This window comes from Herbaspirillum sp. 1173 (genome assembly GCF_031455335.1).
GTDB classification, from domain to species: Bacteria; Pseudomonadota; Gammaproteobacteria; order Burkholderiales; family Burkholderiaceae_D; genus Herbaspirillum; species Herbaspirillum huttiense.
On record NZ_JAVDSP010000004.1, the window covers coordinates 247465 to 269732 of the forward strand.

General features: G+C 61.6%; 18 protein-coding genes. 16 read left to right on the plus strand and 2 right to left on the minus strand.

Annotation, left to right across the window (positions count from 1 at the left end):
• Positions 1–22 precede the first annotated feature (22 nt).
• The 8 genes from J2X56_RS15825 (at position 23) to J2X56_RS15860 (ending at position 10743) form a co-directional block, all read left to right on the plus strand.
• The gene (locus J2X56_RS15825; RefSeq protein WP_034336094.1) at positions 23–1573 is read left to right on the plus strand and encodes a sugar ABC transporter ATP-binding protein; all 1551 of its coding nucleotides are present in this window, start codon (positions 23–25) and stop codon (positions 1571–1573) included.
• Positions 1570–2649, plus strand: coding sequence for an ABC transporter permease (locus tag J2X56_RS15830; RefSeq protein ID WP_121044384.1), 1080 nt, complete (start codon positions 1570–1572; stop codon positions 2647–2649). Before J2X56_RS15825 ends, J2X56_RS15830 begins: the two co-directional genes overlap by 4 nt.
• Entirely contained in the window at positions 2646–3668 is a 1023-nt protein-coding gene (gene yjfF, locus J2X56_RS15835; protein ID WP_121044381.1) for a galactofuranose ABC transporter, permease protein YjfF, read from the plus strand. The genes J2X56_RS15830 and yjfF overlap by 4 nt, the downstream gene beginning before the upstream one ends.
• 218 nt (positions 3669–3886) lie before the next feature.
• Positions 3887–4960, plus strand: a complete 1074-nt coding sequence (gene chvE / locus J2X56_RS15840) for a multiple monosaccharide ABC transporter substrate-binding protein (protein WP_034336091.1) — start codon at positions 3887–3889, stop codon at positions 4958–4960.
• Between the two features lie 225 nt (positions 4961–5185).
• Positions 5186–6742 (plus strand): multiple monosaccharide ABC transporter ATP-binding protein, encoded by a 1557-nt coding sequence (mmsA, locus tag J2X56_RS15845; protein WP_039789107.1) that lies wholly within the window; start codon positions 5186–5188, stop codon positions 6740–6742.
• An 83-nt stretch (positions 6743–6825) separates the two neighbouring features.
• On the plus strand, positions 6826–8037 hold the full coding sequence (gene mmsB / locus J2X56_RS15850) for a multiple monosaccharide ABC transporter permease (protein ID WP_039789105.1): 1212 nt from the start codon (positions 6826–6828) through the stop codon (positions 8035–8037).
• Positions 8038–8133: 96 nt separating this feature from the next.
• Positions 8134–9891: an IlvD/Edd family dehydratase gene (locus J2X56_RS15855; protein ID WP_039789103.1), complete on the plus strand. Its 1758-nt coding sequence runs from the start codon at positions 8134–8136 to the stop codon at positions 9889–9891.
• A 66-nt stretch (positions 9892–9957) separates the two neighbouring features.
• The gene (locus J2X56_RS15860; protein ID WP_039789823.1) at positions 9958–10743 is read left to right on the plus strand and encodes an SDR family NAD(P)-dependent oxidoreductase; all 786 of its coding nucleotides are present in this window, start codon (positions 9958–9960) and stop codon (positions 10741–10743) included.
• 347 nt (positions 10744–11090) lie between these two features.
• Here the strand turns inward: J2X56_RS15860 and J2X56_RS15865 are convergent, their stop codons facing one another.
• The gene (locus J2X56_RS15865) at positions 11091–12032 is read right to left on the minus strand and encodes a LysR family transcriptional regulator (protein ID WP_121044378.1); all 942 of its coding nucleotides are present in this window, start codon (positions 12030–12032) and stop codon (positions 11091–11093) included.
• A gap of 322 nt (positions 12033–12354) precedes the next feature.
• Between J2X56_RS15865 and J2X56_RS15870 the strand changes: the two genes are divergently transcribed.
• Together J2X56_RS15870 and J2X56_RS15875 are read left to right on the plus strand one after the other, a co-directional pair.
• Positions 12355–13494, plus strand: a complete 1140-nt coding sequence (locus J2X56_RS15870; RefSeq protein WP_134137215.1) for a porin — start codon at positions 12355–12357, stop codon at positions 13492–13494.
• A gap of 183 nt (positions 13495–13677) precedes the next feature.
• Complete coding sequence (locus J2X56_RS15875) at positions 13678–14559, plus strand: SMP-30/gluconolactonase/LRE family protein (RefSeq protein ID WP_134137214.1); 882 nt, start codon at positions 13678–13680, stop codon at positions 14557–14559.
• A gap of 56 nt (positions 14560–14615) precedes the next feature.
• On the opposite strand, the gene J2X56_RS15880 is transcribed toward J2X56_RS15875, so the two are convergent.
• Positions 14616–15467 (minus strand): IclR family transcriptional regulator, encoded by an 852-nt coding sequence (locus J2X56_RS15880; RefSeq protein ID WP_134137212.1) that lies wholly within the window; start codon positions 15465–15467, stop codon positions 14616–14618.
• 362 nt (positions 15468–15829) lie between these two features.
• Here J2X56_RS15880 and J2X56_RS15885 point away from each other — a divergent pair, with 362 nt between their 5' ends.
• From J2X56_RS15885 to J2X56_RS15910, 6 genes are all read left to right on the plus strand, one after another.
• Positions 15830–17107, plus strand: a complete 1278-nt coding sequence (locus J2X56_RS15885) for an L-fuconate dehydratase (protein WP_121044366.1) — start codon at positions 15830–15832, stop codon at positions 17105–17107.
• Between the two features lie 43 nt (positions 17108–17150).
• The gene (locus J2X56_RS15890; RefSeq protein ID WP_134137211.1) at positions 17151–17927 is read left to right on the plus strand and encodes an SDR family oxidoreductase; all 777 of its coding nucleotides are present in this window, start codon (positions 17151–17153) and stop codon (positions 17925–17927) included.
• A gap of 7 nt (positions 17928–17934) precedes the next feature.
• The gene (locus J2X56_RS15895) at positions 17935–18288 is read left to right on the plus strand and encodes an L-rhamnose mutarotase (RefSeq protein ID WP_209567814.1); all 354 of its coding nucleotides are present in this window, start codon (positions 17935–17937) and stop codon (positions 18286–18288) included.
• A gap of 193 nt (positions 18289–18481) precedes the next feature.
• Complete coding sequence (locus J2X56_RS15900; protein ID WP_310160836.1) at positions 18482–20044, plus strand: sugar ABC transporter ATP-binding protein; 1563 nt, start codon at positions 18482–18484, stop codon at positions 20042–20044.
• 43 nt (positions 20045–20087) lie between these two features.
• The gene (locus J2X56_RS15905; protein ID WP_121044357.1) at positions 20088–21128 is read left to right on the plus strand and encodes an ABC transporter permease; all 1041 of its coding nucleotides are present in this window, start codon (positions 20088–20090) and stop codon (positions 21126–21128) included.
• An 82-nt stretch (positions 21129–21210) separates the two neighbouring features.
• A complete protein-coding gene (locus tag J2X56_RS15910) occupies positions 21211–22149 on the plus strand; it encodes an ABC transporter substrate-binding protein (RefSeq protein WP_310160839.1) in 939 nt (312 codons plus the stop codon).
• Positions 22150–22268: the final 119 nt, after the last annotated feature.

Here is a 22268-nt window from a genome sequence, read left to right on the forward strand (position 1 = left end):
CGATGCTTCTGATGGAGTTGCGATGACGATGTCTGTCGGGACGCAGGCGCGTCCCATGCTGGAATTGAGCGGTATCCACAAGGCATTCGCGGGCGTGAAGGCGCTCACCGATGTCGGCCTGCGGCTGTTCCCGGGGGAAGTGCATACCCTGATGGGACAGAATGGCGCAGGCAAGTCCACGCTGATCAAGGTCTTGACCGGCGTGCATGAACCCGATGCAGGCAAGATCGAACTGGATGGCCGCGCCATTGCGCCGGCCTCTACCCTGGAGGCGCAGTCGCTGGGCATCAGCACGGTCTACCAGGAAGTCAACCTGTGTCCCAATCTTTCCGTGGCCGAGAACATCTTCGTCGGCCGCTATCCCCGCCGTTTCGGCCGCATCGACTGGAAGAGCGTGCATGCACAGTCGAAGCAATTGCTGCAGCAGCTGCAGATCGACATCGATGTCGGCGCGCTGCTGTCGTCCTATCCGCTGGCGATCCAGCAGATGGTGGCGATCTCGCGTGCGCTCTCGGTCTCGGCCAAGGTGCTCATTCTCGATGAGCCGACCTCCAGCCTGGACGAAGCCGAGGTCCAGCAACTCTTCAAGGTGCTGCGCCGCCTGCGCGAGCAGGGGATGGCGATTCTTTTCGTGACCCACTTCCTGGACCAGACCTACGACATCTCGGATCGCATTACCGTGCTGCGCAATGGCGTGCGCGAGGGCGAATATCTGGTCGGCGATTTGTCGCGGCTGGACCTGGTCAACAAGATGGTCGGCGTGACCGCCGTCGATCACCGCAAGGTGGAAGCGGGTGCCGAGGCACTGGCTGCAGGGCTGTCGGCCGATGAAGCCGGCAAGGGCGAGGTCTTCCTGCAGGCGGATGGTTTCGGCCGGCGTGGCGTGCTGTCCCCGCAGGACCTGGAATTGCGGCGCGGTGAAGTCTTCGGCCTGTGCGGTCTGCTCGGTTCCGGACGGACCGAGATGGCGCGCCTGCTGTTCGGTGCCGACCGCGCCGATTGCGGGCAATTGCGCATCGAAGGCCGCAGCGTGAAGCTCGACAATCCGCGCGATGCGATCGCGGCGGGCATCGGTTTCTGTTCGGAGGATCGCAAGAAGGAGGGCGCGATCCTCGAACTCTCCGTGCGCGAAAACATCATCCTGGCGCTGCAGGCAAGGCAAGGGTTGTTCCGCGTGCTGCCGCGCAAGCGCCAGAACCAGATCGCCGCCGATTACGTCAAGTGGCTCGGCATCAAGACGGCCGACCTGGAAACGCCCATCGGTCTGCTCTCCGGCGGCAACCAGCAGAAGGCCTTGCTGGCGCGCTGGCTGGCCACCGATCCGGGCATGCTGATCCTGGATGAACCCACGCGCGGCATCGATGTGCGGGCCAAGCAGGAGATCATGGATTTCGTCATCGCCATGTGCCGCAAGGGCATGTCCATTCTTTTCATTTCCTCGGAGATTCCCGAGGTCCTGCGCTGCAGCGACCGCATGCTGGTGCTGCGTGACCGCCGCGCCTGCGGCGAGTACCGTCGCGGTGAGCTCGATGAGCAATCGGTCTTGCAGGTGATCGCGGGAGAGGCCGCATGAGTGCATCCATGGATTCCAAACTGATTCCCGACAGCGCCGCCAGCGGCAGCGCGCCGGTTTTTGCAGCACTGCTGCGTCACCCGCTGGTGCGTCCGCTGGCGGCGCTGGCCTTGCTGCTGCTGATCGATTTCCTGCTGGTGCCGGGCTTCTTCAAGCTGGAGATCAAGGATGGCCACCTGTATGGCGCACTGATCGACATCATCAACCGTGCCGCACCGCTGATGCTGGCAGCGCTCGGCATGACGCTGGTGATCGCCACGCGCGGGGTGGACATTTCGGTGGGCGCGGTGGTGGCCATCTCCGGTGCCGTTGCGGCCGTTCTCATCGGCGGCAAGATGGTGGTGGTCAATGGTGTCTCTGAATACGTCAGCAACGTGCCGATGGTGTGGGCCCTGTGCGCGGCGATGGGTGCGGCACTGCTGTGCGGAGCGTGGAACGGCTTGCTGGTGGCCGGTCTCGGACTGCAGCCCATCATCGCCACGCTGATCCTGATGGTGGCCGGACGCGGGCTGGCGCAACTGCTCACCGATGGCCAGATCGTGACGGTGTATTACAAGCCCTTCTTCTTCCTGGGCGGTGGCTACCTGTTCGGCTTGCCGTTCTCGCTCTACATCGCCGGGGCCATGTTCCTGCTGCTGGCATTGCTGATGAAGAAGACCGCGCTGGGCCTGTTCATCCAGTCGGTCGGCATCAATCCGGTGGCCTCGCGCCTGGCCGGCATCCGTACTGCCGCGCTGATCTTTTTCGTCTACATGTTCTGCAGCGCCTGCGCCGGGTTGGCGGGGTTGATGATCGCCTCCAACATCAAGAGCGCCGACGCCAACAACGCCGGCCTGCTGCTGGAACTGGATGCGATCCTGGCCGTGACCCTGGGCGGCACCTCGCTGGCCGGGGGCAAGTTCAGCCTGGTGGGCAGCGTCATCGGTGCGCTCATCATCCAGACGCTGACTTATACGATCTATTCGCTGGGGGTGCCGCCGGAAGTCAATATGGTGGTCAAGTCCATCGTGGTGTTCCTGGTCTGCCTGTCGCAGTCGCCGGAGTTCCGCCGCATGTTGAGGATGTCCAAATCATGATGCTTGCTTCTTCCTTGCGGCGCGCTTCGCACGCGCCGTGGTTCACCTCCATGGTTACGGTGGCGCTGCTGGTGCTGATGCTGGTCATCGGGGCGTTTGGCTACGATGGCTTCCTGTCGCCGCAGGTGATGCTGAACCTGCTGATCGACAATGCCTTCCTGCTGGTGGTGGCCATCGGCATGACCTTCGTCATCCTTTCCGGCGGCATTGACCTCTCGGTCGGGTCGGTGCTGGCGCTGACCACCATGGTGGCGGCTTTCCTGCTGCAGAACTGGCACTGGCCGCCGCTGCTGGTGATCGCGACCGTCCTGCTGATGGGCGCGGGCTTCGGTGCGGCGATGGGCGCGATGATCCATTACTTCAAACTGCAGGCCTTCATCGTCACCCTGGCAGGGATGTTCCTGGCGCGCGGACTGTGCTACCTCATCAGCATCAATTCCATCACCATCGATGAGCCACTGTTCGTGGAACTGTCGCAGTCGCGGCTGGAGTTCGGCGGACTGTTCATCTCGCCCAGCGTGGTCATCGCCCTGATCGTGCTGGCCGTGGCGATCTGGATGGCCCATGGCACCCGCTTCGGACGCGCCGTCTACGCCATCGGCGGCAGCGAGAGCTCGGCGCTGCTGATGGGCTTGCCGGTCGGACGCACCAAGGTTCTGGTGTATGCCTTCAGCGGATTCTGCGCATCGGTGGCGGGTGTGCTGTTCTCCTTCTACATGCTTTCGGGGTACGGGTTGCATGCGCAGGGTGTGGAACTGGACGCGATTGCGGCCGTGGTCATCGGCGGCACGCTCCTCACCGGCGGCTATGGTTACGTGGCGGGAACACTGACCGGCGTGCTCATCCTTGGCGTGATCCAGACCCTCATTGCCTTCGATGGCAGCCTCAGTTCGTGGTGGACCAAGATCTTCATTGGCGCGCTGCTGTTCGTCTTTTGCGTCGCGCAGCGTGTCATTTCCCTGGGAGCCCTGCGCGGCAAATCGGCCGGATCGGCGAAAGCCGCGCCAGCCGTGGCTTAGGCGGGATTTTTTAAGCTTAATTAAGATAACTTTACATAGAGGGAGTTATACCGAAAAACATATCCATTACGCTCAAAAAATCATTAGAAATGTATTGGTAAAGCAATTAATGTAGAGCCCGCAAAACAGTTGCTCTGCATGACATTCATCAGAAATCACGGCGCTGTTTTAGATAACTACAACACGCCATTCCAACAATGAGACTGGAGACTCGAAGCATGAAAATCAAATCCGTATTGAGCGGTATTGCCCTCGGCCTGGGCGTCACCCTGATGTCCATCAGCGCCCAAGTGAGCGCACAGAGCAAGCAGCTGGTCGGTGTGGCCATGCCCACCAAGTCTTCGGCACGCTGGATCGCTGACGGCAACAACATGGTCAAGGTCCTGAAGGAAAAGGGCTACCAGACCGACCTGCAATACGCGGAAGACGACATCCCCAACCAGCTGTCCCAGATCGAGAACATGCTGACCAAGGGCGCCAAGGTGCTGGTGATCGCCGCCATCGACGGCACCACCCTGACCGACGTGCTGCAGAAGGCCGCCGACAAGGGCGTCAAGGTCATCGCTTATGACCGCCTGATCCGTGGTTCCAAGAACGTCGACTACTACGCCACCTTCGACAACTTCCAGGTCGGCGTGCTGCAGGCACAATCGCTGGAAAAGGCCCTGGGCCTGAAGGAAGGCAAGGGTCCGTTCAACATCGAACTGTTCGGCGGTTCCTCGGACGACAACAACGCGTTCTTCTTCTACAACGGCGCCATGTCGGTCCTGAAGCCCTACATCGACAGCGGCAAGCTGGTGGTGCGTTCCAAGCAGATGGGCATGGACAAGGTTGCGACCCTGCGCTGGGATCCGGCTACCGCCCAAGCCCGTATGGACAACCTGCTGTCGGCCTTCTACACCAACGCCAAGGTCAACGCCGTGCTGTCCCCGTATGACGGCCTGTCCATCGGTATCCTGTCCTCGCTGCGCGGCGTCGGCTACGGCACCCCGCAACAGCCGTTCCCGTATGTCTCGGGTCAGGATGCGGAAGTGCCTTCGGTCAAGTCCATCATCCGTGGCGAACAGTACTCCACCATCTTCAAGGACACCCGCGAACTGGCCAAGGTTACCGTCGGTATGGTTGACGCCGTCCTGGGTGGCAAGCAACCCCAGATCAACGACACCAAGACCTACAACAACGGCGTGAAGGTTGTGCCTTCCTACCTGTTGAAGCCGGTCGTGGTCGACAAGTCGAACTGGAAGGAAATCCTGGTGGGCAGCGGTTACTACACCGAAGCACAACTGAAGTAATCCTTTGATGTAACACGCGGGCGGCCGGCATCTCCGGTGCCGCTGCCCGCAGCAAGATCGCAGTACCCAACAAGAACAATCAACACCGTAAGAAGAACAGCATGGTCCCGCTCTGTGCGGGACTAATTCTTTCAGGAAGTCGCGCTTGCCCCACCGCAACGCGCAAGAGACAAACAAGTCCGGCTACGTGATCCACGCAAGCCCGGCAAATGAGAGGTCAGCATCATGAGCAACATTCTGGAAATGCGCGGCATCGAGAAAAGCTTCCCGGGTGTGAAGGCGTTGAACAACGTCAACCTGGCCGTGCGCGAAGGCGAGATCCATGCGATCGTCGGTGAAAACGGCGCCGGCAAATCCACGCTGATGAAGGTGCTCTCGGGCGTCTACCCGCACGGCAGCTATTCCGGCGACATCGTCTACAAGGGTGAGGTGCGTGCCTTCAAGGATATCCGCGACAGCGAACACCTGGGCATCATCATCATCCACCAGGAGCTGGCGCTGGTGCCGCTGCTGTCGGTGATGGAAAACCTGTTCCTCGGCAACGAGCAAGCCCGCGGCGGCGTGATCGACTGGGAACAATCCTACGTGCGCGCCAAGGAACTGCTGGCCAAGGTCGGTCTGAAGGAATCCCCGCTGACCAAGGTTGGTGACCTCGGCGTGGGCAAGCAGCAGTTGATCGAGATCGCCAAGGCGCTCTCCAAGGAAGTCAAGCTGCTGATCCTGGACGAGCCGACCGCCAGCCTCAATGAAAGCGACTCCGATGCGCTGCTGGAACTGCTGCTGGAACTGAAGCGCCAGGGCATTGCCTCGATCCTGATCTCGCACAAGCTCAACGAAATTTCCAAGGTGGCTGATTCGATCACCGTGCTGCGCGACGGCACCACGGTCGATACCTTCGACTGCCGTGCTGAACCGATCAGCGAAGACCGCATCATCCAGCACATGGTCGGCCGCGAAATGGCCGACCGCTATCCGCAGCGCGATCCCAAGATCGGCGACGTGATTTTTGAAGTGCGCGACTGGCGTGTGCACCATCCGCTGCACTCGGATCGCCTGGCCATCAAGGACGTCAACATGACCGTGCGCGCTGGCGAGATCGTCGGCATCGCCGGGCTGATGGGTGCGGGCCGTACCGAGCTGGCCAAGAGCATCTTCGGCCGTGCCTACGGCAAGAAGATCACCGGCCAGGCCTTCCTGCACGGCAAGGAAGTGGACCTGTCCACCATCGAGAAGGCCATCGACAAGGGCATCGCCTACGTTACCGAAGACCGCAAGGGCGATGGCCTGGTGCTGGAAGAAGACATCAAGAAGAACATCTCGCTGGCCAACCTGGGCGGCGTTTCCGAACGCACCGTCATCGACGAAGCGCGCGAGTACAAGATCGCGGCCGATTTCAAGCAGCAGATGCGCATCCGCTGTTCCAGCGTGCTGCAGAAGGTGGTCAACCTCTCCGGCGGCAATCAGCAGAAGGTGGTGCTGTCGAAGTGGCTGTTCTCCCAGCCGGAAGTGCTGATCCTGGATGAACCCACGCGCGGCATCGACGTCGGTGCCAAGTTCGAGATCTACAACATCATCAGCAAGCTGGCGGCCGAGGGCAAGTGCATCATCATGATCTCCTCGGAAATGCCGGAACTGCTGGGCATGTGCGACCGCATCTACGTGATGAACGAAGGCCAGTTCGTGGGCCACCTGCCCAAGGCCGAAGCGACTCAGGAAAGCATCATGCGCGCCATCATGCGCAACAAGCGCATCGATGATCCGGGCCTGTCGCAAGCCGCCTGAACACCCATTATCAAGCCGGAGCCAAACCGGCAGCATCACCCATAAAGTCCATCAAGACCAGAGAGCACCCGAGGAGCAAGACAATGGAGAGCATTGACATGAGCAAGAAACCGGCCGTCGCCAGCGGCGCCGTCGAAAAGAAGGACTACGGCAGCTTCCTGAAGAACAACATGCGCGAATACGGCATGCTGATGTCGCTGGTGGCCATCATGGCCTTCTTCCAGATCATGACCGACGGCACGCTGATGCGTCCGCTGAACCTGACCAACCTGGTCCTGCAGAACAGCTACATCGTCATCATGGCGCTGGGCATGCTGATGGTGATCGTGGCCGGCCACATCGACCTGTCGGTGGGCTCGGTGGTGGGCCTGATCGGCGCACTGGCCGCCGTGCTGATGGTGGACTACGGCTGGGGCTTCGTGCCGGCCTCCATTGTCTGCCTGATCGCCGGCGCCCTGATCGGCGCAGCGCAGGGCTACTGGATCGCCTACTTCAAGATCCCGTCCTTCATCGTCACCCTGGCCGGCATGCTGGTCTTCAAGGGCATGGCGCTGGCACTGCTGCAAGGCCAATCCCTGGGCCCCTTCCCGCAGACCTTCCAGATGCTGTCCTCGGGCTTCATCCCTGAGCTGACCGACAACACCACCTTCCGCACCACCTCGCTGATCGTCGGCATCATTGCCGCCGTGGTGCTGATCCTGGTCAAGCTGCATGGCCGCCGCAAGCAGACCAAGCATGGCATGGAAGATGAACCGGCCATGTTCTTCCTGCTCAAGAACGGCGTCTTCGCCATCGCCATCATCGCCTTCAGCTACCTGCTGTCGACCTATCGCGGCATGCCCAACGTGCTGATCATCATGTTCGCGCTGATGGTGCTCTACACCTTCATCACCAGCCGTACCACCCTGGGCCGTCGCGTCTATGCCGTGGGCGGCAATGAAAAGGCGGCCAAGCTGTCGGGCATCAAGACCGAGCGCGTGTCCTTCTTCACCTTCGTCAACATGGGCGTGCTGGCGGCACTGGCCGGCCTGATCTTCGCAGCGCGTCTGAACACCGCCACCCCCAAGGCTGGCCTGGGCTTCGAACTGGACGTGATCGCAGCCTGCTTCATCGGCGGCGCATCGGCTTCCGGCGGCGTGGGCAAGGTCATGGGTGCAGTCATCGGCGCCTTCATCATGGGCGTGATGAACAACGGCATGTCCATCATGGGCATCGGCATCGACTACCAGCAGATGATCAAGGGCCTGGTCCTGCTGATGGCCGTCTGCTTCGACGTCTACAACAAGAACAAGTAATCCGGATCAAGCAAGGCGGGCCTGGCGCCCGCCTTTTGCATTCGGGTGCAAGCGTTTTTCGAGATCCTTCGTTTTCTGTCATTCGGGAATTCAACAATGAGTAGCGACAAAAAAGACAAGAGCCGCACCCTGCGCTCGGCCGGCTGGTTCGGTACCGCCGACAAGAACGGTTTCATGTACCGCAGCTGGATGAAGAACCAGGGCATCCCCGACCACGAGTTCCAGGGCAAGCCGGTCATCGGCATCTGCAACACCTGGTCGGAACTGACGCCCTGCAACGCCCACTTCCGCAAGATCGCCGAACACGTGCGTCGCGGCATCATCGAAGCCGGCGGCTTCCCGGTGGAATTCCCGGTGTTCTCCAACGGCGAATCCAACCTGCGCCCGACCGCCATGCTGACCCGCAACCTGGCCAGCATGGACGTGGAAGAATCGATCCGCGGCAATCCGATCGACGGCGTGGTGCTGCTGACCGGCTGCGACAAGACCACCCCGGCCCTGCTGATGGGCGCGGCCAGCTGCGACGTGCCGGCCATCGTCGTCACCGGCGGTCCGATGCTCAACGGCAAGCACCAGGGCCGCGACATCGGTTCCGGTACCGTGGTGTGGCAATTGTCGGAACAGGTCAAGGCCGGTGAAATCACGATCCACGACTTCATGGCGGCTGAGGCCGGCATGTCGCGTTCGGCCGGTACCTGCAACACCATGGGCACCGCCTCCACCATGGCCTGCATGGCCGAGTCGCTGGGCGTGTCGCTGCCGCACAATGCGGCGATTCCGGCCGTTGATGCGCGCCGCTATGTTCTCGCGCACTTGTCCGGCATGCGTATCGTCGACATGGTCTGGGAAGGCCTGACCCTGTCCAAGATCCTGACCCGCAAGGCCTTCGAGAATGCGATCCGCACCAACGCCGCCATCGGTGGTTCCACCAATGCCGTGATCCACCTGAAGGCCATTGCCGGCCGCATCGGTGTCGACCTGGAACTGGAAGACTGGACCCGCATCGGCCGTGGCACCCCGACCATCGTCGACCTGCAGCCCTCGGGCCGCTACCTGATGGAAGAGTTCTACTACGCCGGCGGCCTGCCTGCCGTGCTGCGCCGCATGGGCGAAGCCGACCTGCTGCCGCACAAGGATGCGCTGACCGTCAACGGCCAGACCATGTGGGACAACGTCAAGGATGCGCCGATCTACAACGATGAAGTGGTGCGCCCGCTGGCCAAGCCGCTGATCGAGGATGGCGGCATCTGCATCCTGCGCGGCAACCTGGCACCGCGCGGCGCCGTACTGAAGCCGTCGGCGGCTACGCCTGAACTGATGAAGCATCGCGGCCGCGCCGTGGTCTTCGAGGACTTCGCGCACTACAAGGAACGCATCAACGATCCTGATCTGGACGTCGATGCCAGCTGCGTGCTGGTGATGAAGAACGTCGGTCCCAAGGGTTATCCGGGCATGGCTGAAGTGGGCAACATGGGCTTGCCGCCCAAGGTGCTGGCTACCGGTGTGAAGGACATGGTCCGCATTTCGGATGCGCGCATGAGCGGTACCGCCTACGGCACCGTGATCCTGCACGTGGCGCCGGAAGCGGCTGCCGGCGGTCCGCTGGGCATCGTGCAGGATGGCGACTTCATCGAACTTGACGCCTATGCCGGCAAGCTGCAGCTGGACATCAGCGAAGAAGAGATGCAGCGCCGCCTGGCCGAACGCGCCAAGGTGCTGGCCGAACGCAAACCGGAGATGGCCGGCGGTTACCAGTCCCTGTACGTGGACCGCGTGCTGCAGGCTGACGAAGGCTGTGACTTCGACTTCCTGGTCGGTTGCCGTGGCGCGGCCGTGCCCAAGCACTCGCACTGATCTTCTTCCCGTCATCATGATGCCGGTGCCGCGCTGTGCGCGCGCACCGGCTTGCAAGGAAACCTCATGAGCAATACTCCCCAGAACGTGCAACTGGCGAACTTCCCCAGCCTCAAGGGCAAGCGCGTCTTCATCACCGGCGGCGGCACCGGCATCGGTGCCGCCATCGTCGAAGCGTTTGCGCAACAAGGTGCGCATGTGGCCTTCGTCGATATCGCCACCGAAGCCAGCGAAGCACTGTGCAATGACATCGCGGCAGCCGGTCACCCCAAGCCGCTGTTCCGTCATTGCGACCTGCGCGACATTCCCGCCTTCCAGGCGACCATCGCCGAGCTGCAAGGACAGCTGGGCGACTTCGACGTGCTGGTCAACAATGCCGCCAATGACCAGCGCCACAAGCTGGAAGAAGTGACGCTGGAATACTGGAACGACCGCATCGCCATCAACCAGCGTCCGTCCTTCTTCGCCGTGCAGTCGGTGGTGGAAGGCATGAAACGCCGTGGCGGCGGTTCCATCATCAACTTCAGCTCGATCAGCTGGCACCAGTCCGGTGGCGGCTTCCCGGTCTATACCACGGCCAAGGCCTCGACCCTGGGCCTGACCCGTGGCCTGGCGCGCGACCTCGGTCCGCACAAGATCCGCGTCAATACCGTGACACCGGGCTGGGTCATGACCGAACGCCAGATCAAGCTGTGGCTGGATGAAGAAGGCAAGAAGGCGATCGCGCGCAATCAATGCCTGCAGGGTGACCTGCTGCCCTGGCACCTGGCGCGCATGGTACTGTTCCTGGCGGCGGACGACAGCGCGATGTGTACCGCGCAGGAATTCATCGTCGACGCCGGATGGGTGTGAGCGGGTTGACGAAGCGCGTCTGCGCTGCGGACCAGAAAGAGTCGCCAAATGGCGACTCTTTTTTTTGCGCAAATTTTGCGCAAACGCCAAAAGAGTGTCGAAGCGGGAAGAGAAGTGAGGCCGTTTCAGAAAAAAGCTGTATGACAGCTTGAAAAAACTTAGTTTTTTACCTGCCTGAAGTGTTGTTTTTTTGCCGCGTTTTTTTAAAGTTTTGCGTCGCGTGAATTCAGTTTTGTTCCCGCGATTCCGGCCGTTTTCAGAGAGGCTTACGCTTCCTTACATTTCTTAATAAAACTCGGCGCAGGAAACCGACCCCGGCATGGCACATGCCCGGGCAGGCGGGGGAATCAGTAAATCATTTTCGCCACTTCGCGGATGGACTGCAGTACCAGGTTGGCCCCGGGCGAGAGCAGGTTGTCCTGGCGCGTGATGATGCCGAAGCCGGCCATGCGGCAGGGCAGTTCGATGGGCAGGATGTCCATCAGGCGGGCCTGGGTGTAGTAGCGCGCCACTTCGGTGGGCATGGCGTAGATGAAATCGGTCTGCTGCAGCAGGCTCGTGATGAACAGGATGGCGGTGGTGTCGACCACGTTGGAGGGCGGCGCCAGGCCTTGCTCGCGGAACATCTGGTCGCAGCGCGCGCGCAGGATGCTGCCCTTGGGGGCCATGATCCAGGCCTCGCCGGCGAGGTCGGCCAGGGTCAGGTCGGTGCGGGTGTGGAAGGGATGTCCCACCCGCGCCACGGCGCACACCGGCTCGTCGGCCAGCTCTTCATAGAGCAGGCCGCCACGGGCTTCCTCATCCAGGATGCGGCCGATGATGAAGTCCAGCTCGCCGTGCAGCAGGCGCGAGAGCAGGATGTTGCTGCTTTCCACTTCGACGCCGATGCGCAACATCGGGGCTTGTTCCTTGACCCGCGCGATGGCCGGCGGCAACAGGGCCATGCCGGGCGAGAGGATCACGCCCACATCGACCTGGCCGGACAGGCCGGACTTCAGGGCCACGATGTCCTCGTGCGCCTTGGACAGGCTGGTCAGGGCCATGCGCGCATGGCGGATCATGGCCTCGCCATAGATGGTGGGCCGCATGCCGCGCGGCAGGCGCTCGAACAGGGACACGCCCAGCATGTCTTCGAGGTCCTTGAGTTGCTTGGAAGCAGCCGGCTGCGTCATGTTCAGCTCGCTGGCGGCGCGGTGGATGTTGCGGGTGTCGTCGAGAGCGATCAGCAGCAGGAGCTGACGGGTCTTCAATCGCGCCCGCAGAAACCAGTTCGGGTCACTGTTTTTCATAAGTCTCCGGGGACGGTTTTCTAAATTTTTTCAATCGTTTTTTTATTAGGAATTGATGATATCAAATCGCATATCGGAATTGCTAAAGATTTCATTGGAAAGACATGAACTGAATACTTAGTATCTAGCCACATTCCGGGCTGTACAGGAGACAACCAGCACAGCAGCGGGATGAAAGAGAAGAAGGTCGGGCAGCATCAAAAACAACAAGTTGGGAGACTGTCAGGAGTCCGTCAGGATCCAGGGGTCTGAAGTGCAACGCTGCACGGCCAAGCCCACCGACGAAAAAAATTTTAAACGGCAATATCCACGGAGACTATTCATGAAGCAAGTGAAGCCATCCTTTATTGGAGCAAAGACCCTGTGCGCGCTCGCGCTGATGGGTGCGTTCTCGGCACAGGCGCAGGCGCAAAGCAGTGTCACCATCTACGGCCGTGTTGTGGCCGGCGTCGACTTCCTGACCAATGCCGGCGCCAACGGCACCGGTACTCGCTGGAGCGCTGCCAATAACCAATGGGGCACCAGCATGATCGGCTTCAAGGGCACGGAAGACCTGGGCGGCGGTACCAATGCCTTCTTCCTGCTGGAATCCGGTTTCAACTCGACCAAGGGCAGCTTCAACGGTTCTGATACCAGCAACGGTACCGCACTGTTCAATCGCCGTTCCTACGTCGGCCTGTCCTCGGCTTCCGCCGGTTCCATCAAGGTCGGCAAGAACCTGTTCATCAACAACGACATCTGGTACCTGGATCCGACCGGCCAACAAGCCATCGGTACTGCCAGCCTGGTCAACGGCCGCAACTGGCCGGGTGCATCGAACATCATCGAGTACAACAGCCCTGACATGGGCGGTTTCACCGTCGGCCTGCAGACCAGCCTGGGCGAAAAGCCGGGTTCGTTCAACGGTGGCGTGCCCAACGCTGGTTCCAGCGACGGCCGCAAGGACGGCATCTCGCTGGCCTACCAGAAGAACGGTCTGGAACTGCGCGTGATCTATGACACCGTGCGCGATGCGAACGGCAACTACAGCGACATCTGGAGCCACTCCAAGGAGCTGATCATCGGCGGTACCTACAAGTTCGACAAGCTGAAGATGTTCGCCGGCTGGGAAAACCTGCGCGCCAACGACGCTGTCGCCGGTGCTCCGGATCGTGCGAACCACTACTGGGTCGGCGCGAACTATGACGTGACCCCGCAATTCCAGCTGGTCGGCGCATGGTTCCACGTCAACGCCAACAACGCTTCGGTCAATGCGGCCGGCGTGGGCAACGGCGGTGGCACCTCCAACCTGTACATGGCTGGCGTGAACTACTTCCTGTCCAAGCGTACCCTGCTGTACGTTGACGTCGGTACCGTCCGCAACGGCACCGGTGCCAGCCACCAGCTGGAAAACGGCGGCAACCTGGGCGTGTCGGGCCTGAAGCAGACCGGCGGTTACTTCGGTATCGCCCACTCGTTCTGATGCAACGAACAGCAGTAATGTAATCCTTCCTGAGGTGGTCTTGATGTAGTTGAGGGTGGGCGCAAGCCCACCCTTTTTTGTCTTTGTGGCAGACGTTTCCGGTATCTGCCGCAGTCATGCCGAAAACAATTTATATTGTTTATCTTGTTTATTTCATTTTCTTGATTTGCAGGCGGAACCCCGATGAATGCGCAATTGCTGGTCGATGGACATCATGAACTGGGCGAAGGAGTACTCTGGTGCGAGCGCTCGCAGACGGTCTTCTGGACCGACATCCACGCCTCCCGCCTGTGGAACCATGATCCGGCCAGCGGTGCCACGCGCAGCTGGAGCATGCCGGAACGCCTGTGCTGCTTTGCCTTCACGGCCGATGCCCGGCGCCTGCTGATCGGGCTCGCATCGCGTCTGGCCTTCTTCGACCTGGACACCGGCAGCATCAGCCCGATCTGCCGCATCGAAGATGACCTGCCGACCACACGGCTCAACGATGGCCGTTGCGATCGCCAGGGCCGTTTCGTCTTCGGAACATTGAATGAGGACGCGGGCCGCGACCCCATCGCCAGCTTCTATCGTCTCAATGCCGACCTCAGCCTGGAGCGCCTGGCGCTGCCGGGCATCGCCATTTCCAACAGCATCTGCTTCAGCCTCGATGGCAAGCTGATGTATCACTGCGATTCCATGGCCGGCAAGATCATGGTGTGTGATTACGACACCGACAGCGGCGCGGTCAGCCATCAGCGCGTCTTCGCCGATCTGGCGCAGCAGCCGGGCGGCCCCGATGGGTCGACCGTCGATGCGGAGGGGTACCTGTGGAATGCCCAGTGGGGTGGTGCGCGCGTGGTGCGCTTCGCGCCCGATGGCAGCATTGACCGCATCGTCGAGGTGCCGACGGCGCAGCCGTCCTGCGTGGCCTTCGGCGGGGCGGCCTTCGATACCTTGTTCGTGACCACGGCGCACGAAGGCATGAGCGCCGAACAGCGCGCGCAAGACAAGCTGGCCGGTGGCTTGTTCAGCGTGCCGCATCCCGATGTGCGCGGCTTGCCTGAAGTGCGTTTCGCCGGCTGAGGCCGTCTGCGGCGTGGGGCTTTCGCTCCCCACGCCATCCTTTCATCGGGTCCGCTTCAGGACCCGAAACTCGAATCCCCCATCAGCCGCGACAGCCGTGCCGAGATTTCCTGAACGATGCCTTGCACCTCGTCCAGGCTGGGATTGACCTTCTTGTCGATGCGTTCGATATAGGGCACGTTCAAGGCCGCCAGCATGCGGTTGTTGGCCCCCATCACCGGATAGGACAGGTTGATCACGCCGCGGATCTGCCGGCTTTCCATGCGCGAGTGGCCGCGTTTGCGCGTGTCCTCGATCTGGCGCATCAGTTGCGCTGTCCCGATTTCCTGTTCGCCATCCATGCGCACGTGCGCGGCCAGCATGCTGGCGCGTTCGGCTTCATCGCGGAAGGCCAGCAACACGTGGCCGGATGCCGTGTCGGTCAGGCTCACCAGCGCCCCGACCTTCAGTCCGAAGGCCCAGCGTTCGGGACTGTCGACCTGCGCCACCACGATCACGCGGCCCGCTTCGTAGACCGTCAGGTGGGTGGACTGCATGGAGCGATTGGCCAGCTCGCGCATGTGGGGCAGGGCGGTGCTCACCAGCGAGCGGATCGGCTGATGATGATGGGCCAGCTCAAACAGTTTCAAAGAGAGCCGGTAATGGTCGTTGTCGGCCACCAGGTAACCGCGCTGTTCCAGCGTGACCACCATGCGGAAGATTTCATTGACGCTGCGTCCCAGTTGCCGCGAGATCTGGTTCAGGGTCAGCATCTGTTCCGAGCGACTCAGCAACTCCAGGATATCCAGGCCCTTGTCCAGCGCCGGCGCGGCGTAGCGCGTCTTGCCGGCAGCGCTGTCCTCTTCGTGGTCGGCGGCCGTCTGCACGGCGGGAGCCTCGGCGGGATTGAGTTTGCGGGTTCTGGGCATGGCGTTTTCCGGGTGCGACAGGGGACGATAGATCGCAAAAGCAGGCTTTTCTGGGGCCGGATTGTAGGGGATTTTGATGAAAAATCCATTTTATTCGTAAAATAATTTTTCATGCATGATCTCTTGACCTCGCCTCGTCATCCCAAAATCGATATCGGTCAGGTCGGAAACTTCATCGGACTGGCCCGGCAATGGGAGGATAATCAAGGTTATGCTCTGGCACTCACAGATGAAATGATATTTTACTTGTGAGAGAAAACAAAAGAGGGGCCTGGCCCCGGAGACGATCACCCCAGGCTGTCCGCCACGGATGGCCAGCCGATTGCGGCACGCCACCGCAGCGGCATCCACGCTAGAGACCGATGACCAAGATTACTGCCCTGCGCGTGCTGGACGTACGCTTCCCCACTTCGCAATCGCTGGATGGGTCGGATGCAATGAATCCGGATCCGGATTACTCCGCCGCCTACGTCATCCTCGATACCGACAATGAGCAACTGAAGGGCCACGGCCTGACCTTCACCATCGGTCGCGGCAACGAGATCTGTTGTGCCGCCATCCGCGCCATGGAGCACCTGGTGGTGGGCCTGGACCTGGACTGGATCGCCGCCGACATGGGCCGCTTCTGGCGTCACGTCACCTCTGACAGCCAGCTGCGCTGGATCGGCCCGGACAAGGGCGCGATCCACCTGGCCACCGGCGCAGTGGTCAATGCCGCCTGGGACCTGTGGGCCAAGGCGGCCGGCAAGCCGGTGTGGAAGCTGGTGGCCGACATGTCGCCCGAGGAACTGGTGCGCACCATCGATTTCCGCTACATCACCGATTGCATCACCCCCGACGAAGCGCTGGCCCTGCTGCGCGAAAAGGAAGCCGGCAAGGCCGAACGCCTGCGCATCCTGGAACAGGAAGGCTATCCCTGCTACACCACCTCGGCCGGCTGGCTGGGCTATGACGACGCCAAGCTGCGCCGCCTGTGCCAGGAAGCCATCGACCAGGGCTTCAATTACGTCAAGCTCAAGGTCGGCCGCGACCTGGAAGACGACAAGCGCCGCGTGCGCATCGCCCGCGAAGTGCTGGGCCCGGACCGCAATCTGATGATCGATGCCAACCAGGTGTGGGAAGTGGATCAGGCCATCGACTGGGTCAATGAATTGGCCTTTGCGCAACCCTGGTTCATCGAGGAGCCGACCAGCCCGGATGATGTGGAGGGCCATCGCAAGATCCGCGCCGGCATCGGCGCGGTCAAGGTCGCCACCGGCGAGATGTGCCAGAACCGCGTGCTGTTCAAGCAGTTCATCATGCGCGATGCCATCGATGTGGTGCAGATCGATTCCTGCCGTCTCGGTGGCGTCAATGAAATCCTGGCCGTCATGCTGATGGCCGCGAAATATGGCAAGGTAGTCTGCCCGCATGCGGGTGGCGTGGGCCTGTGCGAATATGTGCAGCACCTGTCGATGATCGACTACCTGTGCATCTCCGGCAGCAAGGAAGGGCGCGTGACCGAATACGTGGACCACCTGCACGAACACTTCGTCGATCCCTGCGTGATCCGCAATGCGGCCTACATGCCGCCCAGCCTGCCGGGGTTTTCGATCGAAATGAAGCCCGCTTCACTGGAGCAGTACCGCTTCCGGGGTTGAGACTGCATCCACCACGACAAGATGAACGAAAACGGAGACTGATGTGGATTTGAACCTGCAAGACAAGGTCGTCATCGTGACCGGCGGCGCCTCCGGCATCGGCGGCGCGATCAGCCTGCAACTGGCCGCCGAAGGCGCGATTCCCGTGGTGTTCGCGCGCAGCGAACCGGACCCGCAGTTCTGGACCCGCCTGACCGCCCTGCAGCCGCGCGCCGCGCTGTTCCAGCTGGAATTGCAGGACGAGGCGCGCTGCGGCGAGGCCGTGGCCGAGACCGTGCGCCGCTTTGGCCGTCTCGATGGCCTGGTCAACAATGCCGGGGTCAATGACAGCGTGGGCCTGGACGCGGGGCGCAATGAATTCGTCGCTTCGCTGGAACGCAACCTGATCCACTACTATGTGATGGCACATTACTGCGTGCCGCACCTGAAGGCCACGCGCGGCGCGATCCTGAACGTCTCTTCCAAGACGGCCCTCACCGGCCAGGGCAACACCAGCGGCTATTGCGCCTCCAAGGGCGCGCAACTGTCGCTGACCCGCGAATGGGCTGCCGCCTTGCGTGATGACGGCGTGCGCGTCAATGCACTGATTCCGGCGGAAGTGATGACCCCGCTCTACGAGAAGTGGATCGCCACTTTCGAGAATCCGCAGGAGAAGCTGGACGCCATCACCAGCAAGATCCCGCTCGGCAAGCGTTTCACGACCTCCGAGGAAATGGCCGACATGGCCGTGTTCCTGCTCTCGGGCCGCTCCTCGCATACCACCGGGCAATGGGTGTTCGTCGATGGGGGCTATACCCATCTCGACCGCGCCCTGACCTGAGGCCGCCATGCGTACCGTGCTGGCCCTCGATCTGAAGGATGATCCCGCGCTGATCGCCGAGTATGAACAGCACCATCAGCGCATCTGGCCCGAGATCGCCGCCCATTTGCGCCGACAGGGCGTGACCGCGATGGAGATCCATCGTCTCGGTACGCGCATGGTGATGGTGATGGAGACCGATGATGCGGTGTTCGACGCCGCCGCCATGGCAGCGGCCAGCGAGCGTGATCCCAAGGTGCAGGCGTGGGAAGCGTTGATGTGGCGCTTCCAGGCCGCGACACCCTGGACGCCGGCCGGAGAGAAGTGGGTGCCGATGACGCGCATCTTCGATCTGTCGGCGCAGGAAGACGGGAAAGATTAAGTTTCCATTGCAGCAAAGTTTAGTTTTTTGCAAATCGCTTTCTAAGTTTTTCGCAAGGCGGTACAGTAGGTAGCAGCAGGTAGCAGCAGGCAGCACGCAAGACCGTAGTCCCCGAACAGCAGCGACCGCAGAGTCGCGCAAACGATGGCCAGGACCTGTTCCGGCCAGCACTGCATCCGCATCCGAGGTGAGCATGCAACAAGAACACGAGACACAAGCCCGCGCAGCGGCATCGGCATCGGCATCCGCTACACCGCTGATCGCCCTGCGCAATGTCAGCAAGCGCTTTCCCGGCGTGCTGGCGCTGGACAATTGCCAGTTCGAACTGGTGGCCGGCGAAGTCCACGCCCTGATGGGCGAGAACGGTGCCGGCAAATCCACGCTGATGAAGATCCTCTCCGGCGTCTACCAGCGCGACAGCGGCGACATCCTGCTCGACGGCAAACCGGTGGAGATCGCCGAGCCGCGCCAGGCGCAGGCCTTGGGCATCGGCATCATCCATCAGGAACTGAACCTGATGAATCACCTGTCGGCCGCGCAGAACATCTTCATCGGCCGCGAGCCGCGCAAGGGTTTCGGCCTCATCATCGACGAAGAGCAACTGAACCGCCAGGCCGCCGCCATCTTCGCCCGCATGCGGCTCGACATGGATCCGCGCACGCCGGTCGGCGACCTGACCGTGGCGCGCCAGCAGATGGTGGAAATCGCCAAGGCGCTGTCCTTCGATTCGCGCGTGCTCATCATGGATGAACCGACCGCCGCGCTCAACAACGCCGAAATCGCCGAACTGTTCCGCATCATCCGCGACCTGCAGGCGCAGGGTGTGGGCATCGTCTACATCTCGCACAAGATGGACGAACTGCGCCAGATCGCCGATCGCGTCAGCGTCATGCGCGATGGCAAGTACATCGCCACCGTGCCGATGCAGGGTACCTCCATGGACACCATCATTTCCATGATGGTGGGCCGCGCGCTCGATGGCGAGCAACGCTTGCCGCCCGATACCTCCGGCAATGAAGTGGTGCTGGAAGTGCGCGGACTCAATCGCGGCCGCGCCATCCGCGATGTCAGCTTCAAATTGCGCCGGGGCGAGATCCTCGGTTTCGCCGGCCTCATGGGGGCGGGCCGCACGGAAGTGGCGCGCGCCATTTTCGGTGCCGATCCGCTGGAGTCGGGCGAGATCATCATCCACGGCGGCAAGGCCGTGATCCGCCAGCCGGCCGATGCGGTGGCGCATGGCATCGGCTACCTGTCGGAAGACCGCAAGCATTTCGGATTGGCCGTGGGCATGGACGTGCAGGCCAACATCGCGCTCTCCAGCATGGGACGTTTCACCAAGGCCGGCTTCATGGACCAGCGCGCGATTCGTGAAGTGGCGCAAGGCTACGTGCGCCAGCTGGCCATCAAGACCCCCTCGGTGGAACAGCAGGCGCGCCTGCTCTCCGGCGGCAACCAGCAGAAGATCGTGATTGCCAAGTGGCTGCTGCGCGACTGCGACATCCTGTTCTTCGATGAGCCCACGCGCGGCATCGACATCGGTGCCAAGAGCGAAATCTACAAGCTGCTTGATGCGCTGGCCGAGCAGGGCAAGGCCATCGTGATGATTTCCTCCGAGTTGCCCGAGGTGCTGCGCATGAGCCATCGCATCCTGGTGATGTGCGAGGGCCGCGTGACCGGTGAACTGGCGCGTGCCGATGCCACCCAGGAAAACATCATGCAACTGGCCACGCAGCGCGAATCGGCCGTGGCGCAATAAGCGCCACCGGGCCTCCAGACATTACAAGAGAGACAGACCGATCATGGCAAACCAAATCCACTCCGCCCCTTCCGCATCCACCATGGCCAATACCGCTTCCCCCTCGGGCCTGCGCGCCCGCCTGTTCAATCCGGCCGCACGCCAGAAGCTGCTGGCCTTTGCCAGCCTGCTGCTGATGATCCTGTTCTTCAGCTTCGCCTCGCCCAACTTCATGGAGGTGGACAACCTGGTCAGCATCCTGCAGTCCACCGCCGTCAACGGCGTGCTGGCCATTGCCTGCACCTACGTCATCATCACCTCCGGCATCGATCTGTCGGTGGGCACCATGATGACCTTCTGCGCCGTCATGGCCGGGGTGGTGCTGACCAACTGGGGCATGCCGCTGCCGTTGGGCATCGCTGCGGCGATCTTCTTCGGGGCGCTCTCGGGCTGGGTTTCCGGCATGGTGATCGCCAAGCTCAAGGTGCCGCCCTTCATCGCCACGCTGGGCATGATGATGCTGTTGAAGGGCCTGTCGCTGGTGATCTCCGGCACGCGCCCGATCTACTTCAACGATACCGAGGGCTTCTCGGCCATCGCCCAGGATTCGCTGATCGGTGACCTGATTCCCTCGCTGCCGATTCCCAATGCGGTGCTGATCCTGTTCATCGTCGCCATCGGTGCTTCCGTCATCCTCAACAAGACCGTGTTCGGCCGCTATACCTTTGCCCTGGGCAGCAATGAGGAAGCGCTGCGCCTGTCGGGCGTGAAGGTGGATTTCTGGAAGGTCGCGGTCTATACCTTCTCGGGAGCCATCTGCGGCATCGCCGGCCTGATCATCGCCTCCCGCCTGAATTCGGCGCAGCCTGCACTGGGCCAGGGTTACGAGCTGGATGCGATTGCCGCCGTGGTGATCGGCGGCACCTCGCTTTCGGGCGGGACCGGCACCATCCTCGGGACCATCATCGGCGCCTTCATCATGAGCGTGCTGGTCAACGGCCTGCGCATCATGTCGGTGGCGCAGGAGTGGCAGACGGTAGTGACCGGCGTGATCATCATCCTGGCCGTGTATCTTGACATCCTGCGCCGTCGCCGCCGCGCCTGAAATGATTTCTTCGTAGCAATGCAAGCCCCGCCGGAAGCGCCATTTCCGGCACTCCATCATCGATAACAAAAGGAGACGTACCGTGTTCAAGAACAAGTTACTGGCCGCTGCCCTGGGTCTGGCCTTCGCCGTCGGCACTTCGGCTGCGTACGCGCAGGAAGTGTATGTGCCGCTCATTTCCAAGGGCTTCCAGCACCAGTTCTGGCAGGCCGTGAAAGCCGGTGCCGACCAGGCCGGCAAGGATCTGAAGGTGAAGGTGACCTTCGAAGGTCCGGAAACCGAAGCCATGGTCGACAAGCAGATCGACATGCTCTCTGCCGCCCTGGCCAAGAAGCCGCAAGCCATCGGCTTTGCCGCGCTGGACAGCAAGGCAGCGATTCCGCTGCTGAAGAAGGCGCAAGCCGCCAAGATCCCGGTGGTCGCCTTTGACTCGGGCGTGGACAGCGACATCCCCGTCACCACCGCCACCACCGACAACCGTGCCGCTGCGGCGCTGGCGGCCGACAAGATGGCCGAGCTGATCGGCAAGGAAGGCGAAGTCGCCGTGGTGGCACACGACCAGACCAGCCGTACCGGCGTGGATCGCCGCGATGGCTTCCTGGAGCGCATCAAGGCCAACTATCCCAAGATCAAGGTGGTCAGCGTGCAATACGGCGCGGGCGACCAGCTGAAGTCGACCGAGGTCACCAAATCCATCCTGCAGGCCTATCCCAAGATCAAGGGCGTCTTCGGTACCAACGAAGGCTCGGCCATCGGCGTGGTCAATGGTGTCAAGGAGATGAAGCGCAAGATCATCATCATCGGCTATGACTCCGGCAAGCAGCAGAAGGATGCGATCCGCGACGGCCTGATGGCTGGTGCCATCACCCAGAACCCGGTGGGGATCGGCTACAAGACCGTGGAAGCGGCGGTCAAGGCGATCAAGGGCGAGAAGCTGCCCAAGGTCATCGATACCGGCTTCTACTGGTACGACAAGAGCAACATCGATGACCCCAAGATCAAGGAAGTGCTGTACGACTGATCCGGTCTGATGTTCTGTGGTTTCCCCGGAGTGATTCGGGGAAATCCTTAAGTTTCTGCTTTCCCGTTTCTAAGTTTTCATCCAGAAAAAACTAAGAGATGCGGAGACGCTTCATTCTC

Excerpts from the sequence above, each read along its gene's own strand:
- J2X56_RS15825 (WP_034336094.1), top strand. The coding sequence starts at position 23 with ATGACGATGTCTGTCGGGACGCAGGCGCGTCCCATGCTGGAATTGAGC.
- J2X56_RS15830 (WP_121044384.1), top strand. The coding sequence starts at position 1,570 with ATGAGTGCATCCATGGATTCCAAACTGATTCCCGACAGCGCCGCCAGC.
- yjfF (WP_121044381.1), top strand. The coding sequence starts at position 2,646 with ATGATGCTTGCTTCTTCCTTGCGGCGCGCTTCGCACGCGCCGTGGTTC.
- chvE (WP_034336091.1), top strand. The coding sequence starts at position 3,887 with ATGAAAATCAAATCCGTATTGAGCGGTATTGCCCTCGGCCTGGGCGTC.
- mmsA (WP_039789107.1), top strand. The coding sequence starts at position 5,186 with ATGAGCAACATTCTGGAAATGCGCGGCATCGAGAAAAGCTTCCCGGGT.
- mmsB (WP_039789105.1), top strand. The coding sequence starts at position 6,826 with ATGGAGAGCATTGACATGAGCAAGAAACCGGCCGTCGCCAGCGGCGCC.
- J2X56_RS15855 (WP_039789103.1), top strand. The coding sequence starts at position 8,134 with ATGAGTAGCGACAAAAAAGACAAGAGCCGCACCCTGCGCTCGGCCGGC.
- J2X56_RS15860 (WP_039789823.1), top strand. The coding sequence starts at position 9,958 with ATGAGCAATACTCCCCAGAACGTGCAACTGGCGAACTTCCCCAGCCTC.
- J2X56_RS15865 (WP_121044378.1), bottom strand. The coding sequence starts at position 12,032 with ATGAAAAACAGTGACCCGAACTGGTTTCTGCGGGCGCGATTGAAGACC.
- J2X56_RS15870 (WP_134137215.1), top strand. The coding sequence starts at position 12,355 with ATGAAGCAAGTGAAGCCATCCTTTATTGGAGCAAAGACCCTGTGCGCG.
- J2X56_RS15875 (WP_134137214.1), top strand. The coding sequence starts at position 13,678 with ATGAATGCGCAATTGCTGGTCGATGGACATCATGAACTGGGCGAAGGA.
- J2X56_RS15880 (WP_134137212.1), bottom strand. The coding sequence starts at position 15,467 with ATGCCCAGAACCCGCAAACTCAATCCCGCCGAGGCTCCCGCCGTGCAG.
- J2X56_RS15885 (WP_121044366.1), top strand. The coding sequence starts at position 15,830 with ATGACCAAGATTACTGCCCTGCGCGTGCTGGACGTACGCTTCCCCACT.
- J2X56_RS15895 (WP_209567814.1), top strand. The coding sequence starts at position 17,935 with ATGCGTACCGTGCTGGCCCTCGATCTGAAGGATGATCCCGCGCTGATC.
- J2X56_RS15900 (WP_310160836.1), top strand. The coding sequence starts at position 18,482 with ATGCAACAAGAACACGAGACACAAGCCCGCGCAGCGGCATCGGCATCG.
- J2X56_RS15905 (WP_121044357.1), top strand. The coding sequence starts at position 20,088 with ATGGCAAACCAAATCCACTCCGCCCCTTCCGCATCCACCATGGCCAAT.